The 16,799-nt window shown below is 62.0% G+C and carries 13 protein-coding genes; 6 read left to right on the forward strand and 7 right to left on the reverse strand.

Features of this window, described 5'->3' with window-relative positions; all coding sequences use genetic code 11:
- Positions 1 to 97 precede the first annotated feature (97 nt).
- The 4 genes from MSTE_RS07245 to MSTE_RS07260 all read right to left on the reverse strand — a co-directional run bounded on the left by MSTE_RS07245 (position 98) and on the right by MSTE_RS07260 (position 4,252).
- The gene (locus MSTE_RS07245) at positions 98 to 526 is read right to left on the reverse strand and encodes a 3'-5' exonuclease (protein WP_096500075.1); all 429 of its coding nucleotides are present in this window, start codon (positions 524 to 526) and stop codon (positions 98 to 100) included.
- Complete coding sequence (locus MSTE_RS07250) at positions 523 to 1,701, reverse strand: restriction endonuclease subunit S (protein ID WP_157997651.1); 1,179 nt, start codon at positions 1,699 to 1,701, stop codon at positions 523 to 525. The genes MSTE_RS07245 and MSTE_RS07250 overlap by 4 nt, the downstream gene beginning before the upstream one ends.
- Complete coding sequence (locus MSTE_RS07255; RefSeq protein WP_096500079.1) at positions 1,698 to 3,155, reverse strand: type I restriction-modification system subunit M; 1,458 nt, start codon at positions 3,153 to 3,155, stop codon at positions 1,698 to 1,700. Before MSTE_RS07255 ends, MSTE_RS07250 begins: the two co-directional genes overlap by 4 nt.
- Positions 3,156 to 3,247: 92 nt before the next feature.
- The gene (locus MSTE_RS07260) at positions 3,248 to 4,252 is read right to left on the reverse strand and encodes a restriction endonuclease (RefSeq protein WP_096500081.1); all 1,005 of its coding nucleotides are present in this window, start codon (positions 4,250 to 4,252) and stop codon (positions 3,248 to 3,250) included.
- Between the two features lie 104 nt (positions 4,253 to 4,356).
- Between MSTE_RS07260 and MSTE_RS07265 the strand changes: the two genes are divergently transcribed.
- The 4 genes from MSTE_RS07265 to MSTE_RS07280 all read left to right on the forward strand — a co-directional run bounded on the left by MSTE_RS07265 (position 4,357) and on the right by MSTE_RS07280 (position 11,865).
- A complete protein-coding gene (locus MSTE_RS07265; RefSeq protein WP_167455681.1) occupies positions 4,357 to 6,189 on the forward strand; it encodes a fatty acyl-AMP ligase in 1,833 nt (610 codons plus the stop codon).
- 135 nt (positions 6,190 to 6,324) lie between these two features.
- Positions 6,325 to 7,785, forward strand: a complete 1,461-nt coding sequence (locus MSTE_RS07270) for a DUF3375 domain-containing protein (RefSeq protein ID WP_096500085.1) — start codon at positions 6,325 to 6,327, stop codon at positions 7,783 to 7,785.
- Positions 7,782 to 8,507: a DUF4194 domain-containing protein gene (locus tag MSTE_RS07275; RefSeq protein ID WP_046253006.1), complete on the forward strand. Its 726-nt coding sequence runs from the start codon at positions 7,782 to 7,784 to the stop codon at positions 8,505 to 8,507. The genes MSTE_RS07270 and MSTE_RS07275 overlap by 4 nt, the downstream gene beginning before the upstream one ends.
- Entirely contained in the window at positions 8,500 to 11,865 is a 3,366-nt protein-coding gene (locus MSTE_RS07280) for an ATP-binding protein (RefSeq protein ID WP_096500087.1), read from the forward strand. The genes MSTE_RS07275 and MSTE_RS07280 overlap by 8 nt, the downstream gene beginning before the upstream one ends.
- An 11-nt stretch (positions 11,866 to 11,876) precedes the next feature.
- On the opposite strand, the gene MSTE_RS07285 is transcribed toward MSTE_RS07280, so the two are convergent.
- Positions 11,877 to 12,662 carry a crotonase/enoyl-CoA hydratase family protein gene (locus tag MSTE_RS07285; RefSeq protein ID WP_096500089.1) on the reverse strand — a complete coding sequence of 262 codons (786 nt, stop codon included), beginning with the start codon at positions 12,660 to 12,662 and terminating at the stop codon, positions 11,877 to 11,879.
- 73 nt (positions 12,663 to 12,735) lie between these two features.
- Between MSTE_RS07285 and MSTE_RS07290 the strand changes: the two genes are divergently transcribed.
- Both MSTE_RS07290 and MSTE_RS07295 read left to right on the forward strand, forming a co-directional pair.
- Entirely contained in the window at positions 12,736 to 13,308 is a 573-nt protein-coding gene (locus MSTE_RS07290) for a TetR/AcrR family transcriptional regulator (RefSeq protein WP_096500091.1), read from the forward strand.
- Positions 13,305 to 15,539 carry a molybdopterin-dependent oxidoreductase gene (locus MSTE_RS07295; RefSeq protein WP_096500093.1) on the forward strand — a complete coding sequence of 745 codons (2,235 nt, stop codon included), beginning with the start codon at positions 13,305 to 13,307 and terminating at the stop codon, positions 15,537 to 15,539. The genes MSTE_RS07290 and MSTE_RS07295 overlap by 4 nt, the downstream gene beginning before the upstream one ends.
- 24 nt (positions 15,540 to 15,563) lie before the next feature.
- Here the strand turns inward: MSTE_RS07295 and MSTE_RS07300 are convergent, their stop codons facing one another.
- The gene (locus MSTE_RS07300; protein WP_096500095.1) at positions 15,564 to 16,271 is read right to left on the reverse strand and encodes a GntR family transcriptional regulator; all 708 of its coding nucleotides are present in this window, start codon (positions 16,269 to 16,271) and stop codon (positions 15,564 to 15,566) included.
- Positions 16,261 to 16,752: an HD domain-containing protein gene (locus tag MSTE_RS07305; protein WP_096505574.1), complete on the reverse strand. Its 492-nt coding sequence runs from the start codon at positions 16,750 to 16,752 to the stop codon at positions 16,261 to 16,263. Before MSTE_RS07305 ends, MSTE_RS07300 begins: the two co-directional genes overlap by 11 nt.
- Positions 16,753 to 16,799: the final 47 nt, after the last annotated feature.

Here is a 16,799-nt window from a genome sequence, read left to right on the forward strand (position 1 = left end):
CACTCTACTGGCACTTGTGTGACATTGTTGGGTGATTGATAGTACTAAACAGCTGCTTCTGATAACCCGATTGAATGCTCGCTTGATCTTATCAACTTCATACCGAAACGGACCCGCTGAACTGGGAAAACATTCGTTCGAAGGCGGCCTCGGCCACTACCGGGATGCCGTAGCTGCGGGCTTTGGTGGCCTTGCCGCTCAGTGAGTCAGGGTCGGCGGCCACCACGAGCCGGGTCGACTTGGTGATGCCACCGGAGGTGAGCCTGGCTGAGCTGAACGTCGCGATCACATCCTGGCCCGAGAGCATGGCCAGGATGTGATCGCTGATCTCGGCGAACTCGGGTGCATCCAGGACGTTGGATGCGGTAATCCCGTGGATGTGCGAAGCCCCGACACCGCGACGTGGGTTGACGAGGGTGGTCCACTCATCCTTAATTTGGCCCCAGTCATCGACCAGAACGATGCCTACTTCGACGACACGATCGGTGCGTTCCGGGACGACTCCGGTGGTTTCGAAATCGATCACAGCGAAGGGCTTTGGAGCTCACCCCGGAACGCGCGGGACTGGAGGGAGGTGAAGAGGGCGTCGAAAGCTTTTGCGCTCGCGACTGCAGAGGTGCGTTGCTGGTCGCTAACACGCATCAAATCGAGGTATTTGTCCTGGTCACGTAGAGTTGGAACGTACACCGGCAATGCTTTCAGCTGTGTCATATTGATTGAGGCGATGCCGGTTGTCTGTTTTGCGGCCTTTAGAAAATATGAGCGCGCAGGAAGGCTAGCGATGAATGCGGTTAGGTAGTTTGAGTGAAGCCCAGTCTCTTTGTGAATGCGTACGCGGAAAATGTGATTCTGGTGAAGGCACACTGGAAGTTCGTTCCGCCAGACTGTCCCACGTCCGAGTTTGTCTGGGTCCCCTCCCTCGGTGAGTACAAGATCTCCGTCCTGAAGCCGGTACCGTTCGATTTCATCGGACGTCGCGGCAATCTCTTTCACCACGTCCAGTTTGAGATGTCCGGCTTGGACGTTCGCGACCGCCAAGTACGGAGTAGGAGATGTTTGTTGAGAGGTTCTTCGTCCTTTCGTGATGCCCGATGTCACCGTGGCTACATCGTCAAGAGTGTGCACGGCCGAAGCTGCATTAGTGTCGAACAACATGGTGAAGACTGACTCGGACAAACGGTCCAGGCGGTCAATGACTCTGTGGCGCTTGGTGCGGAGGGTGTCTGCGTGGTCGAGGATCGCAGCTAAGCGGCGCTGTTCGTCGAGGGGCGGGAGAGGAATCGGCCACGACCTGAGGTCGGATTGGCTGATGTTTGGCTGTGCTCCGCCTCGTCCCCGTGCGCGTAACGCTGGACGTTGTGCAAGGAGGAAATGGAAAAGATAGCGGCGATCCAGTGTTGCTGAGTCTGGTTGGATAGCGGCGATCGCTTGAGAGCTACACATTGGTACGCCTGCGATGGCCAATTTGCCGATGGATGCGCCGTACATGGCCAGCATGATGGTTCCTTCCGGAACGATCTTCGCTGCACTATTCTGCAGTCCTGCATTTGTTAGTGATTCCCTTGTCTTGCATACGGTCTTGTCGTCCATATCGGTTATCGACAGCCATGGGTTGCCGGGGCCGAAGTATTCGGTGATTGAGCGTGAGGGTGTACCGCCTGCACTAAGAGCGGCGATCTCGCCTAGCGCGACCATTCTCATGACAGCATCGCCTTGAACTTGGCTAGCCCCGAAGCAATCTCGCGCTCCAGTTTCTCGATCTCAGCGATGATCTCCGATGGTGGTCGGTGCTCGATCTCGTCGTGCACGATCTCCTTGTACCGGTTTAACGACAGGTCATATCCCTGTGTGACGATATCGTCTTTCGGTACACAGAACGACTGTTCGGTCCGCGCCCGCTCTAACTCAGACCTATCCCGTAAAGCCCACCGCTGCAACGCATCGGGAAGATCGTTAGCCTCAATAGGATTGCGCTTGTCGTCCAAGGAGAATCCGTCGGCGCACACGTCGTAGAACCACACGTTATCGGTGCCACCGGAGTTGGTCTTCGTGAAGAGCAGAATCGCTGTCGACACTCCGGCGTACGGCTTGAACACGCCCGATGGTAGTTTCACGATGCCGTCGAGCTTCTGATCTTCCACGAGAATCCGTCGAAGTTCTTTATGTGCCTTTGAGGATCCGAACAGCACCCCGTCGGGCACGATTACCGCTGCCCGACCGCCTGGCTTGAGCAGCTTCAAAAACAGTGCCACGAAAAGCAACTCGGTCTTCTTAGTCTTTACCACCCGCTGCAAGTCCTTGGACGTCGCCTCGTAGTCGAGCGATCCGGCGAACGGGGGATTGGCCAGGATCAGTGTGTACTTCTCGGCGTCCTCGCTGGCCCCCTCGGACAACGAGTCTCGGTAGCGAATGTCGGGAGATTCGATACCGTGCATCAGCATGTTCATGCTGCCGATGCGCAACATGGTCGAATCGAAGTCATATCCGTGGAACATGCTGGCGTGGAAGTGTTTCCGCTGTGCCGCATCGGTGAGCACCGACGGATGGGTCTCGCGCACGTAGCGTGCTGCCTCGACCAAGAACCCAGCGGTGCCTGAGGCTGGGTCGCAGATCTCGTCATCTGGCTTGGGCGCCATCATCTTCACCATCAGCTCGATGATGTGCCGCGGGGTGCGGAACTGCCCGTTAACGCCGGCACTGGCGATCTTGCCCAGCAGGTACTCATACAGGTCGCCATTGGTGTCCCGATTGTCCATCGGGATGTCGGCGAGCATGTCGACGACCTTCACCAGCAGGGCGGCGGTGGGGATGGTGAAACGGGCATCGCGCATGTGCTCGGAATAGGTTGACCCGTCGCCGCCAAGGGTGCGCAGGAACGGGAACGCCTGCTCAGAAACCGCCGCGAACATCTGATCGGCTTCGAGTTGCTTGAACCGCGACCACCGCAGGTCCTGCTGGTCGGCCCTGAATCGAAGCTCCTCGGTCTTTCCGCCTCTGGCCGATTTTCTCTCGGCCAGAGTCTCCAGGTCGTCAAGGCGCCGGATGAACAGCAGATAGGTGATCTGCTCGATCACCTCAAGCGGGTTGGAGATACCGCCAGACCAGAACGTGTCCCAAATGCGGTCTACCTTGCTCTTCAAATCGCCAGTGATCACCGGTGGTACCTACTTGCCTCTCGTCGTCTGAAGCTGAACAGGACTGTATAGACCAGCCCACCGACAAGCGGCATCGAACACCGAGTGTCAGCTCATGCGGGCACATGAAATGTTCGTAGGGGGAGAAGCCGTCGTGTTGCCAGATCGGCATCGGCATAGTTATCGAGCAGCGCTCGCGTGACTTCATCGAGTGTCCATAGCATGAGCGGCACATTCGCGCGGTCTGCTTCATAGCGGGCTTCGTTGGTGAATCCGCCGGTGCTGACGTACAAACCCCGATCGCCTGCGTGGCGTCCGCCCAGGAAGCTGCGTACTTGGTCGCTGCCGATCTTCTCGCTGCGATGCTTGACCTCGACGGTGATACGCGGCTGCGCAAATCCGAAACCATCGGGGGAGGCGAGGATGTCACGACCGCGATCGGAACCTGGCGGTGAGACCTGTGTCTTGTACCCCATCGCACGAAGCACACCGGCGACGAGTTCCTGCATGTCGATCCAGCTCAGACCCCGCACTCGGTCCTTGATTCGCTCGAATGCCTCGGCCTCGATGCTTTCGAGGTTCGTCAGCGGATCGGCCTGGTCTTCGTCGGCATCGTCGGGCGGTGAAATTACCACTGCTTCGTTCCGGGCGAGAGCAGCGAGTTCATTACGTGCCGCATCTGGCAACCTAAACACGGTGAGTACCGAACCGAGACTGTTGCGGGTGGACGGAGTCAAGCTGTCTCGGCTGACCTCGCGTGGACACCAGTCAACTTTCCTGGCGAGCAGCAGATTGTCGTCCTCCCATTCGGGGTGATATTCGGACGTACCCGTGAAGGTGCCAACCAGGTAGGTGCGGCTGGTTGGGGAGTACGTGACGACAAGATCGGCATCGTGTACTTCGTTGACAAATCGGTACACCTGGGAAGCCCCCGAGACGGCCGATGAGTCCTTCAGTCCGGGAACTGCTTCCCGATATGCCTCTATCAGCTCCTTTCTGGTCGCTCCTGGTTTTGCTTTAGCAGCGATTTCGCGCCATCCGATCCCGACGACACCGCGCTCCCGGAAGATGTCGTACAGTCGGCCACCGCCTCCGCGAACCATCCACATCGCCGTCATGAATTTTCGACTCCCCTCCTCGTCTCGCCCTACTCCGTCTGGCGAGGTGGTGTATCTGATCATGATGGACTCGAGAGCGATTTGGGGCACAACCGGTCACTTCGATGCCATTTGTGGCCGCCCGTAGACTTGAAATCGTGGTTCGCGCTGACGGTTTGCTTGATATCGACGATTGTCTGAATGCCGACGGAAACGTCGAACTGCCGCCCGGCACCACGCTGATATCCCTCATCGAGCGCAACATCAGGAACGTCGGGGACACCGTCGCCTATCGCTATCTGGACTTCACCACCTCCGAGGACGGCACCCGTATCGAGCTCACGTGGTCGCAGCTCGGGGTGCGTCTGAACGCGGTAGCCGCGACGCTGCAACGCCACATCGAACGTGGTGATCGGGTCGCCATTCTGGCTCCACAGGGTCTGGACTATGTCGTCGGATTCTTCTCGGCGATCAAGGCCGGCGCCATCGCGGTGCCGCTCTTCGCTCCCGAGTTGCCCGGCCACGCCGAGCGTCTGGATACCGCCCTCACGGACTGCAGGCCCACGGTGGTCCTGACGACCTCCAGCGCACGCACGGTTGTCGAAGACTTCCTCAAAGAACAGGACACTCGCATCCTCGTCATCGACGAGATCCCCGATGAAGCGGGCGAGACCTTCGAGTACGTGCATTTAGTGGATGACGACATCTCGCATCTGCAGTACACCTCGGGTGCGACCCGACCTCCGGTCGGCGTGGAAATCACGCACCGCGCCGTCGGTGTCAATCTGACGCAGATGATCCTGTCGATCGACCTGCTGGATCGAAACACGCACGGCTGCAGCTGGTTACCGCTCTACCATGACATGGGCCTATCCATGATCGGCTTTCCGACGGTCTATGGTGGCCACTCCACTCTCATGTCGCCGACGGCCTTCATCCGTCGGCCGCAACGCTGGATCAAGGCGCTCTCCGACGGCTGCAAGGAGGGCCGCGTCATCACCGCCGCCCCCAACTTCGCCTACGAGTACACCGCACAGCGCGGTGTCCCAAAGGGCGGTGCGGACATCGACCTGGCCAAGGTGGTGATGGTCATCGGGTCCGAGCCGGTCAGCATCGATGCCATCCGTACCTTTGAAAAGGCCTTTACGCCCTTCGGATTACCGTCGACCGCCTTCAAGCCCTCTTACGGGATTGCCGAGGCGGTCCTGTTCATTTCCAACATTGCGCCGGATGCCGAACCCTCCGTCGTGTACCTGGACCGTGCGCAGCTCGCCGAGGGCCGCGCGGTATCGACCCCTCCCGATGCGCCCAACACCACTGTCCACGTGTCCTGTGGCCAACTTGCCCGCAGTCTGTGGGGCGTGATCGTCGATCCAGAGACAAGTAACGAGCTTCCGGACGGTCATATCGGCGAAATCTGGTTGCAGGGCAACAATGTTGGCCGCGGCTACTGGGGTCGTCCGCAGGACACTGCGAGGACATTCCACGCCCGGCTCGGTCAGACGCTAGCGAAAAGTCATGCTGGCAAATCTAATACCGACGGCGACTGGTTGCGCACCGGCGACATGGGTTTCTATCTCGACGGTGAGTTGTACGTCACCGGCCGCATGGTCGACCACATCACCATCGATGGCCGGTCCTATTACCCGCAGGACGTCGAGGCAGCCGTCGCGGACGCTTCGCCCGTCGTGCGCCGCGGATATGTCACCGCGTTCACCGTCGATGACGGCCTGGTGATCGTCGCCGAGCGTGCCTCGCGTACCGCCAAGGCCGACCCGCAGGAAGCCACCGACGCGGTTCGTGCGGCGGTCCGCAGCCAGTACGGCCTGGAGCTCTGTGACGTGCGTCTGCTCCCGGCGGGAGCCATCCCGCGCACCACCAGCGGAAAGCTGGCGCGACGGGCCTGTCGCCGCCAGTACCTGGACGGTTCCCTGGGCGTTCACGGAGATCTCAGCTAACTCATTTGCCTCATTTGTCCCACGTCAGCGAGCCCATTCGCCACGCCCTCGTCGGCCCGGTAGGTTTTCCGGGCCGGTGGCTACGACAGCTACGGGGCCAGGGGACAAGCGCTAGCAATGTGATGGAGGTGTGCGATGACTGACCTGACGATCGAAGAGCTGTTCGCGCACAACGACGACGTACAGAAATCCCGCGCGGTCAGGCTGCTGGCCGCTAAGAATCTGGCGCCCTACATCACGCTCATGGAGCGTCACCTGGACCGCAGCGCGAAGGTTTCCGAACCCCAGCTGGTGGCCAAATTGGACCGGGATCTTCACGCAGTCGGCCTCGGGGAGCAGTCCGGACTCGCCCTCATCAAGAGCTGGGCAAGTGACGGCTGGTTGCATCGTGCGTCGGATGGCGCCGGTCCCGACGCCGAGAATGTCTGCTCGTTGACCGAGGACGCGCGCAGTGCGCTGGCCTTCGTCCGCCGCCTGCGTCGTGCCGACAGCGTCGCCACCGGTGGGTCCATCGCGGGCATCGCCGCGGGCCTCAAGCGGGTCGCGACCCAACTGGACGGCGACCCATCGCGCCTGCGTGCCGATATCGAGGCTCAGATCGCCGAGTTGCAGACCTACTTGCACGCGATCGACGACGGATACCGTCCCGAGCCGGACATCGTCGATCTCGAGGACGAAACCCGTGCCATCGCCTATCAGATGGAGCAGGTGATCACCGACATCGTGCGCTACGGCAGCATGCAGAACGAGATCACGGCCGGGCTCATCGACGCGGCGGAGGACTCCGATTCCGGGTTCCGCGACCGTGCACGACGGATGTTCGCCGACTACGACGCCCTGTTCGACTCCCGCGAACGAGCCTCGTACGCCGCCTTCACCCGCACCATCCAGGACCCTGACCAACGTGCCGCCCTCCGCAGTGATATCGCCTGTGTCGCTGAGGGATTACCTGAGTTGGACCCGGGTTTGCGTGACGTCATGAAGAACTTCTTCAAGCTGGTTTCCCAGCAGATCGCGGAAGTTTCCCGCATCGAGCAGCGCTGTGCGCAACGTATCCGGCGATTCTTCGCCGCAGGCACCACAGAGCAGGCACGTGGCCGTGCGCGGCAGCTCAACGACGCTCTGGCCGCTGGGCACGCGCTGCTCAAGGTGTCCACGGCAGATTCCCCGATTGACGCCGAACTACCGTTCGGCCGCTCCGCGGCGGCTTCCATCGGTGCCCTCTCGTTCACCATCAAGGACACCGCGCCGCCGGTGCTGGCCCAGGAAGCGCCATCGGGCCCCTTGGACTTGAGTGGATTCTCGGCATTGGCGACCCAGGTGGACATGGCCGCACTGGCCGAGACGGTGAACAGTGCTGTTGCCGGTGGCCCAGTTTCCCTGCCCGACATGATTTCTCATGTGGACGCACCGTATCTGGGTGACGTGATCGTGTTGTGGTCGCTGGCCCTCAAGCAGGACAACACCCTTGATCGCGAGTCGGTGAAGGTGAAGTTCCGGTCCCTTGATGGACAGGACCGGGTGATGGAGGTACCTCAGTTGATGTTCCGTGAACCGGTGTTGGCAACCCTCGATGAGGAGGGGGCGACACTGTGACGACAACGCCTTTGGGAAACATCAACTTTGACGATCTGCCCGGTGTCGAGCCGGATGCATCGGCGCCCAGAACCGTCAAGGGACCACGGTTCGACGGCGACACCAGCGACCTGACCGACAAGGCGTGCTGGGCGTTGCAGAACCTGGTGGCCCGGCGCTATCTGAGCAAGGACGGCCAGCCGGAGCTGTGGGCTTCGATGATGGAGCACCGCAAGGTGCTGGCCTCACGTCTGTCCGAATTGGATCTACGGCTGCGGGTTTTCGATGATCTCGAGGTCGCCTACGCCGAACCGGCTCCCTTGGAGAACCCCAGCGCGTATGGCGCGCGGGTGTTGCGCCGCGAACCCTTGGGCACGTATGCCTCGATCGTTGCGCTGCACCTGGCCAAGATCGCAAGGACCGCGCACGACGAGCAGGTGCTGGTCAGCCGAGACGATATCCACGAGCTCTTCGCCAATGTCAGCCACGACATCGACCGCGATGAGGCGATGCTGCGTGACCGCGTCGACGAGGCCATCAAACGCCTGTCGAAGGCCGAGATCCTGCAACGCACTCGCGACGACGAGCACAGCTACACCATCAGTCCCGTCATCAACGCGCTGATGTCCGCGCAGATGATCGAGGCACTGCAACGCCAATACGAGCAGCTGCAGCGTGGGGGTGCGGCCCCGGAAGACTCCACCGACGACGAAGAAGATGGCGATACCGATGACGATGAATGACGGCCTGACCGGCAGGCCGGGCGATTCGGCCACCCAGCAGTTCTGGCTGTCCCGACTGCAGGTCATCAACTGGGGTGTCTTCGACGGGTACCACACCATCGAGTTCAGCCGCCGAGGCACTCTGATCACCGGCTCTTCTGGAAGCGGTAAATCCTCTCTGCTGGACGCGATTTCGCTGGCGTTTCTGTCCTCGAACCGCCGTAACTTCAACGCGTCAAGCGATAGCACCGCCGCCGGCTCAAGCATGGGCAAGCGCACGGTCGACAAGTACGTGCGCGGTCTGTGGGGTGAGCTCAAGAACCCGGGGGAGCGGCCAACGCAGATGTTCCTGCGCGGCAAGGGTGCGGCATGGTCGGCGATCGCGGTCACCTATTCAGGCACCGATGGTCGTGTGATCACCGGCCTCGTGCTCAAATGGCTTGCACCGGGGTCAGATTCGGACTCCTCGAGCCGCTACTACCTGATTGACGCCGACGCCGACATCCGTGACCTGTGCAATGCCTGGGCGAGTAAGGGATATTCGGCTGCGGTCTTCGACGGTGCGGGCTGGCGTGGGCACAAGAGCGAACGCTGGTACTTGGAACAGCTCTACGCCGCCGTTGGCATCCAAGGTTCCTCGGCGGCCCAGCAGCTTTTGGGTAAGGCCAAGTCACTCAAAAGTGTTGGTGGCCTGGAGCAGTTTGTGCGCGAGTACATGCTCGACGAGCCCGAGTCTATGGCCGCGATCTCCGAGGCCCTAGGGCAGATCACCCCGTTGGTGGACGCGCGCGCCGCGCTGGCGGTCGCGCAGCGCCAGCGTCAGACGCTGGGCGATATCGAACAGATTCAGCAGACGTACGCCAGCGATGCGGCACAGTTGGCCACCGTCGACGTGGTGGATCACCACACCGTCCGCGACTACGTGGATCAGCAGCGGCTGGCGCTGGCAGGCCCGGAGATCGATCTGTTGGACACCGAGATCACCCGTCTTGGCGGTGAATGTGACGAAATCCAGTCGCGCCAGGACATTCTCACCGGCGAGCGGGACAAGCTGCTCGGCCGGATCGCTGCCGCCGACAGTAATCTCGCCCCGCTCAAGAGCGAGCTCGCTCATGCCCGGGCCCGGGCCGAGGAGGTGTCGCGCCGTCGCACCGCCTACGACAGCGCCCTGTGGGACCTTGGGCACGACGAAGACATCGAATCCGCTGAGGAATTCGAAGCCATGCGGGTCGAGAGCCTGCGCGCAGTCACCCGGATCAATGCGGAACTCGAAGCCGGCCATGACGCCTATGTGATGGCGGCCGGCGCGTTGTCGACGGCGCGAGATCAGCTACGGGCCGCTTCCTCCGAGCTCAAGCGTGTCGAACATGTCGGCACGTCCGTGCCTCCCGACGAGGACCGCATGCGCGGAGAAATAGCAGCAGCGCTGGGGCTTACCGCCAAAGAGCTGCCTTACGTCTGCGAATTGATGGATCTGCGTCCAGGCCAGGAACGGTGGCGCAGGTCGGTGGAGAAGGTGCTGCGCTCTACCGGTCTGTGCCTGCTGGTGCCCGACCAGCACCACCGGCAGGTGCTGCGATACGTCAACGAGAACCCGATGCGCGGTTACCTGCAGATGGAGCGGGTGATCCCCTCCGGTGCTCCGCGGCGCGCCGAGCCGGGCACCCTCGCCGACTGCCTGCGGCTGACCAACCCCAATCACGAATGCGCCAGCGCTGCCATGAACCTGATTGCGGGTGTGGGCGATTACATACTGGTCGACACACCCGACGAGTTCAGCAAGCACCGACGAGCCGTCACCGATCAGGGCCTGCGCAAGGACGGCGACCGGCGCGCGGTCAAGGATGACCGGCGCGAACTGCGTGCCTCCCAGTACATCTATCAGGGCAACGCAGGCGACAAGCGGGCCGCGCTCTCCGATGATGTGGTCGAGGCGCAGCAGGCCGTTGGTGACGCCGAGAAGTTCATCGGTGAGATGGACACCAAGCGTGAAGAACTGCGCTCAGAGGTGGTGCGGTGGTCCAAGCTGCACAGCCAGTACGAGTACTGGAGCCAGATCGACACCGATTCGGCCGAAGCCGCCGTGGCACGGCTTCAGGACCAGTACGACGCGATGCTGGAGGCGAACCCCGATCTGACCGGTCTGCAGCAGCAGGCCGATTCCTATCTCGATGAGATCAAGAAACTCTCCGAACGTATTGGTGCGTTGAGAAGGCAAGAATCCGAACATGATTCGCGCCGTACCAGACTGCTGGATCTGTTGGACAACTTGAACCCGCGTGAGGTGGGCGGGCATACCCGATCTGGTATCGAGGCCTACGTTCCGCAGCTGTCGTCAAGCCTGGATGTGCTGGAGCCGGACACCTACCGGCTGGAGCTGTGGCGTCAGATCGAGAAGGATCAGTCGGTGCTGCGGGAAAGCGTCACCCGTTCACGCAACGAGCTGAACCGAATTCTCAACGCCTACGACCGGGACTTCCCGGACTCGATTCCCAACGACAGCGAGAACTTCGACGAGAAGATCCACGATTACGTCGCGTTGTGCCGCCGGATCGACGAGCGTGACCTACCTGCCGCCTACGAACAAATGCTGCGACTCATCACCGAGCAGGCACCTACCGCAGTCCTGCGGTTGCATCAGCTCGCTGAGGAGGAGGCACACCGCATTACCGACCAGATCGACCGGGTCAACAGTGGTTTGGGCTCGGTGGAGTTCAACAGGGGAACGCGGTTGACCTTGCGTGCCGAGCCCAAGGCACTCGAGGCGGTGGGCGAACTCAACGAGCGAGCACGGCGGATTTCAGGGCGCGCTGTTGCGGTCTCGATGGGAGACGAAAAGGCAATCCACGACCAGTACCAGGACATCCTGCAGCTGCGGAACCTACTGGCGGCGGAGACTCCCGAGGCCAGGCAATGGACTCGTGACGCGTTGGATGTGCGTAACCGCTTCGTGTTGTACTGCGAGGAGCGCGACGCCGCCACCGGCGAGGCGATTCGCACCTACAGCAATGCGGGCGCGAATTCCGGTGGGGAACAAGAGAAGCTGATGGCTTTCTGCCTTGCCGGCGCGCTGAGCTTCAACCTGGCCAACCCCGAAACCGGGGACAACCGGCCGGTCTTCGCGCAGCTGATGCTCGATGAAGCATTCTCGAAGTCCGATCCGCAGTTCGCGCAGCAGGCGCTGTCGGCGTTCCGAAAGTTCGGGTTCCAGCTGGTGATCGTTGCGACCGTGCAGAACACGACCACCATCCAGCCCTACATCGACAGCGTGGTCATGGTGTCCAAGCCCGACGGCCCGGGAGTGCGGCCGGTCGCCTCGACACGCACGGTGCCCATCGGGGAGCTCGGTGACGTGCGAAAGGCCGTCAACGCCCGCTGATCGGTGGATCTTCAGCGGCCCACGAACTCGGCGGTGGTTCGGGTCAGGAAGGCCTGCACGCCCAGCGCCGCGTCCTCGGTGGTGAAGAGCTCCCGGATGGTGGGCACCAGCTGCGTCTCGGCAGCTGCTTCGCCCTCGCGTATCGCCGAGCGGGCGTTGCGCAGGGTTGCCTGCACACCCAGCGGTGCCTGTCGTGAGATCGTCTGGGCGATGGCGATCGCCTTATCGACATGCTCGCCGGCAGCAACGACCTCCTGCACGATTCCGATCCGGTGAGCCTCGGCGGCGTCGAAGGTGTCCGCTGTCAACATCCATCGCATCGCGTTACCCCAGCCAGCGGCCCGCGGGAAACGAATCGTGGCACCGCCGAACGGGTATATCCCTCGATTGATTTCGAGCTGTGCGAATGTCGCGGTCTCATCCGCGATCACGATATCGCCGGCGAGCGCGAGCTCGATGCCCAGCGTGAGGACCTTGCCATGCACCGCGACAACCAGTGGCTTGGATAGTTGCGTCCCGTCGACCTGCCATGGATTTATCCCGCCCTCGGGTGTCAAGGAGGCCCCGCTTTGAATCTCGGCGGCCACACTCGCCAGGTCCAGACCGGCGGTGAACATCGTGCCCTCGCCGTACAGGACGGCGGCCCTTAGCTCCGCATCTGCCTCGAATTCGCCGAATGCCCGAGACAACTCCTGGAGCATGGTCTTATCGAACGCGTTCCGCTTGGCCGGTCGGTTCAGGCCGATGACCAGGACATATCCGTCGCGACGGATGCTCAGGGTTTCGTACTCAGACATTGACTTCTCCGTGTCGATAGCCGATTATGTAGAGCAGCATACATAGCCCTGTGCGCCTCGGGAAGGACGACGATTGAGCACCCCGCGTGAACGAATGGTCGCCTCGGCCGCGCTGCTGATTCGTGAGCGCGGGGCACATGCGACGGCCATCTCCGATGTGCTGGAACACAGCGGGGCGCCGCGCGGCTCGGCGTATCACTACTTTCCCGGTGGTCGCACCCAGTTGCTTGGTGAAGCAGTGGATCTGGCCGGGGAGTACATCGCCGGGATGATCGACGCCACACCGTCAGGCGTGGAGGCTCTGGACAGACTCGTCGCGTCCTATCGGAAGCAATTGGTGCGCAGCGATTTCCGGGCAGGATGTCCCGTCGTGGCAGTCGCGGTGGAGGCCGGCGATCCAGAGAGCCCTGCCAGTAATCGGAAGCTCATCGAACACTCCGCAGCGGTCTTCCAGCGTTGGATCGGCCTCATCGCCGACAAGCTGGCCGCTGCCGGAGTCCCCCGCGAGCGGGCCGACGAGCTGGCCATGCTGATGACAACCTCCCTGGAGGGGGCGATCATCGTTGCGCGATCCACTCACGACATCACACCAATCGATGTGGTGCATAAGCAATTACGCACGCTGATCGAGGAGGCTTTGTCATGAACACCACCAATTGGTTACCCACTGCCTGCATCCTGTGTGAGTGCAACTGCGGCATCGTGGTGCAGACCGAAGGGCGCACACTTGCCAAGATTCGCGGCGACAAGGACCACCCGGCAAGCAAGGGATACACCTGCAACAAGGCATTGCGCCTGGATCATTACCAGAACAATGCCAATCGGCTGACCTCGCCGATGCGCCGTCGATCCGACGGCACCTATGAGGAAATCGATTGGGATACAGCCATCGTCGAGATCGCCGAGGGCTTCAAGCACATCCGTGACAGCTATGGCGGAGACAAGATCTTCTATTACGGCGGCGGCGGTCAGGGCAATCACCTGGGCGGGGCCTATAGCGGCGCCTTTCTGAAGGCCATCGGATCCAAATACCGCTCTAACGCGCTGGCACAGGAGAAGACGGGCGAGGCCTGGATCGACAAGAACTTGTACGGCGGACATACCCGCGGTGAGTTCGAGCACGCCGAGGTGTCGGTCTTTGTTGGCAAGAACCCATGGATGTCGCAGAGCTTCCCACGGGCGCGGGTGGTGCTCAACGAGATCGCCAAGGATCCGCAACGCTCGATGATCGTCATCGACCCGGTCATCACCGACACCGCCAAGATGGCGGACTTCCACCTGCGGGTGCGCCCCGGCGCCGACGCCTGGTGCCTCGCGGCACTGGCCGCGGTACTGGTGCAGGAAAATCTCTGTGACGAAGCCTTTCTCGCTGCGCATGTCACCGGCACCGAGGAGGTTCGGGATGCCTTGCGTGCGGTACCGATCGACGACTATGCGCAGCGCTGCGGTGTTGCGGCGGACCTCATTCGCTCGGCGGCGCGCCGGGTAGCCGCAGCTGAGAGCGTGGCGGTCTTCGAAGACCTGGGGATTCAGCAGGCGCCCAACAGCACGCTGAGTTCCTATCTCAACAAGATGCTGTGGATCCTCACCGGAAGCTTCGCCAAACGCGGTGGCCAACATCTGCACTCGTGGATGGCGCCGCTCATGGGTGGGTTCTTCGGCAACACCCCGGTGACCGGGGCCCGCATCATCGGGGGCCTGGTGCCCTCCAACGTCATTCCCGACGAGATCCTCACCGATCACCCCGACCGGTTCCGTGCGATGGTTGTCGAGAGCAGCAATCCCGCGCATTCCCTTGCGGATTCGGCCCGATGCAAGGAGGCCTTCCAGGCCTTGGAGCTGCTCGTAGTCGTCGACGTGGCGATGACCGAAACGGCCCGCCTCGCTCATTATGTGCTGCCCGCAGCCACCCAGTTCGAGAAGGTGGAAGCAACATTCTTCAACCTGGAGTTCCCGCACAACACTTTTCAGCTGCGACACCCGCTGCTGGAGCCGGAGCCCGGAACCCTGCCCGAGCCGGAGATCTGGGCGCGATTGGTCCGGGCATTGGGAGTGGTCGACGATGCCGACCTGCAGCCGCTGCGTGACGCTGCCGCACAAGGTCGGGATGCCTACCTCCAGGCGTTCTTCGCGGTGCTGGCCAACCCGGCACTCGGACCGCTGGCTCCGTACGTCCTGTATGAAACCCTCGGCCCGACCCTGCCCAAGGGGCTGGAGGGTGCCGCCGCGCTGTGGGGCCTGGCGCAGAAGGCGATGATGACGTATCCGCAGGCGGTGGCACGGGCGGGCCACTCGGACGGCAACGCGCTCTTCGATGCCATATTGAAGAGCCCATCAGGCGTGACCTTCACCGTTCACGAGTACGAAGACGACTTCGCGCTGATCACGCATGCGGATCACAAGATTGCTCTCGCGATCCCTGAAATGCTGGACGAAATAAGAGGATTGGCCACGCGGCCGGCGCAGCTGACGACCCCGGAGTTTCCGATTGTGCTGTCGGCGGGCGAGCGACGGGCGTACACCGCCAACGACATCCTGCGTAATCCGTCCTGGCGTAAACGTGATCAACAGGGTGCACTGCGGATAAGCATGGAGGATGCCCAACAGCTCGGCATAGCCGACGGTGACCGGGTGCGCATCTCCACGGCGGCGGGTAGTGCGGAGGCCACCGTCGAGATCAGCGACATGATGCAGGCAGGTCATGCCTCACTCCCGAACGGATTCGGCCTCGACTACACCGATGAGTCCGGTGAAACGCACGTGCCGGGTGTGGCACCGAACGTGCTGACGTCCTCTGCCTGGCGTGACGAGTATGCCGGCACCCCGTGGCATAAGCATGTTCCCGCGCGCTTGGAGACTTTGACCGCCGCCCTCTAACGCATGGGAGCGGGGTGCTCGATGTCATTCCTTTAAGACTGCCTCGAAGGCCACGCGGTCACCCCGAAAGAGCGAGCGCACACATTCGATCGGTCGCCCCTCGATGTCGAGCGTGCGTCGATGCAGAAGGAGCATGGGCATCGCTGTCGAGGTGTCCAGAAGTGATGCCTCGCGTGGTGATGCGAGCACCGTTTCGATGCGCTCGACGGCACTGCCGAACCCGACTCCCAGTTCGCGTATCGCCTCGTATAGCGAGGTGCCGGGATCGAAAGTGTTGCGCAATGAGCCGAACCGCGACTTGGGTAGATAGGTGCTCTCCAGTCCGAGCTTGGCGCCATCGGCCAGCAGGACGCGTTCGAGGTGCATCACCGTCGAGGAGTTTCGGATGCCGAGGTCTCGGCACAGGTCGGCGTCTGCGGTGATGTCCTCCCAGGTGACCAGCAGGCGCCCGGGGGCGCGGCCCTGGCTCTGGGCGCCCTCGGTGTATGACCGTAAAGATAACGGCTGCAACAGTTTCGGCGCAGAGACTACGGTTCCCCGTCCGCGCCGCTCGATGCGCCCTTCCACAAGCAGCTCGTGCAGCGCTTGGCGGACGGTCTCCCGCGATACCTCGAATCGTTCGGCGAGATCACGCTCGGGTGGAACCGAGTCTCCTTCGTTCAGCGTCGAGAGAATATGGTCGAGTTCGGTACGCACCCGATAGTGCTTGGGAAGCCGCACGTCAGACGTCATTCTGTGCCAACACCTTTCGGGCGAGTGTGAGTACGTGGGGAATGGAAAGGCTCTTAGCCCCGGGAATCTTCGCTCCATCATCGAACCGCCGCAGTCGGAGTGCGTCGGGCCACCACGGGTGAGCACTCCACCGGGCATCTGAACCTGCTCCACCCTGGCAGGCGAGTGATGTCACGGATGCGGCGGACAGATGTGATGCGTAGTCGGAATCGGTCAGCGCGAGGTGCCGCTTGGCTGCGACATGCGAACCGGCAAGCCAACCAACCCGTTTCCCGAGGCGAGGGGTGAGCCATTCGCGCGCAACCGCGTCGTGTCGATGGTCGGCGGCGGGGCCGAGGAGTGGACTGTGTCCGATGTCGTGCAGAACCGATGCGAGCAGCAGCTCATCGTCCGCGTGGTCGGCGTGGGCGAGGTAGCCGGCTTGTAGGGCATGGTCGAGTTCGTCGACGGCCTCCTCGTCCCATATCCCGCGCAGTGACATCAGCACTGCTTCGAGTTCATCGACGGTGTCCACGGGTTGAGCGTACG

Source organism: [Mycobacterium] stephanolepidis (genome assembly GCF_002356335.1).
GTDB lineage: Bacteria > Actinomycetota > Actinomycetes > Mycobacteriales > Mycobacteriaceae > Mycobacterium > Mycobacterium stephanolepidis.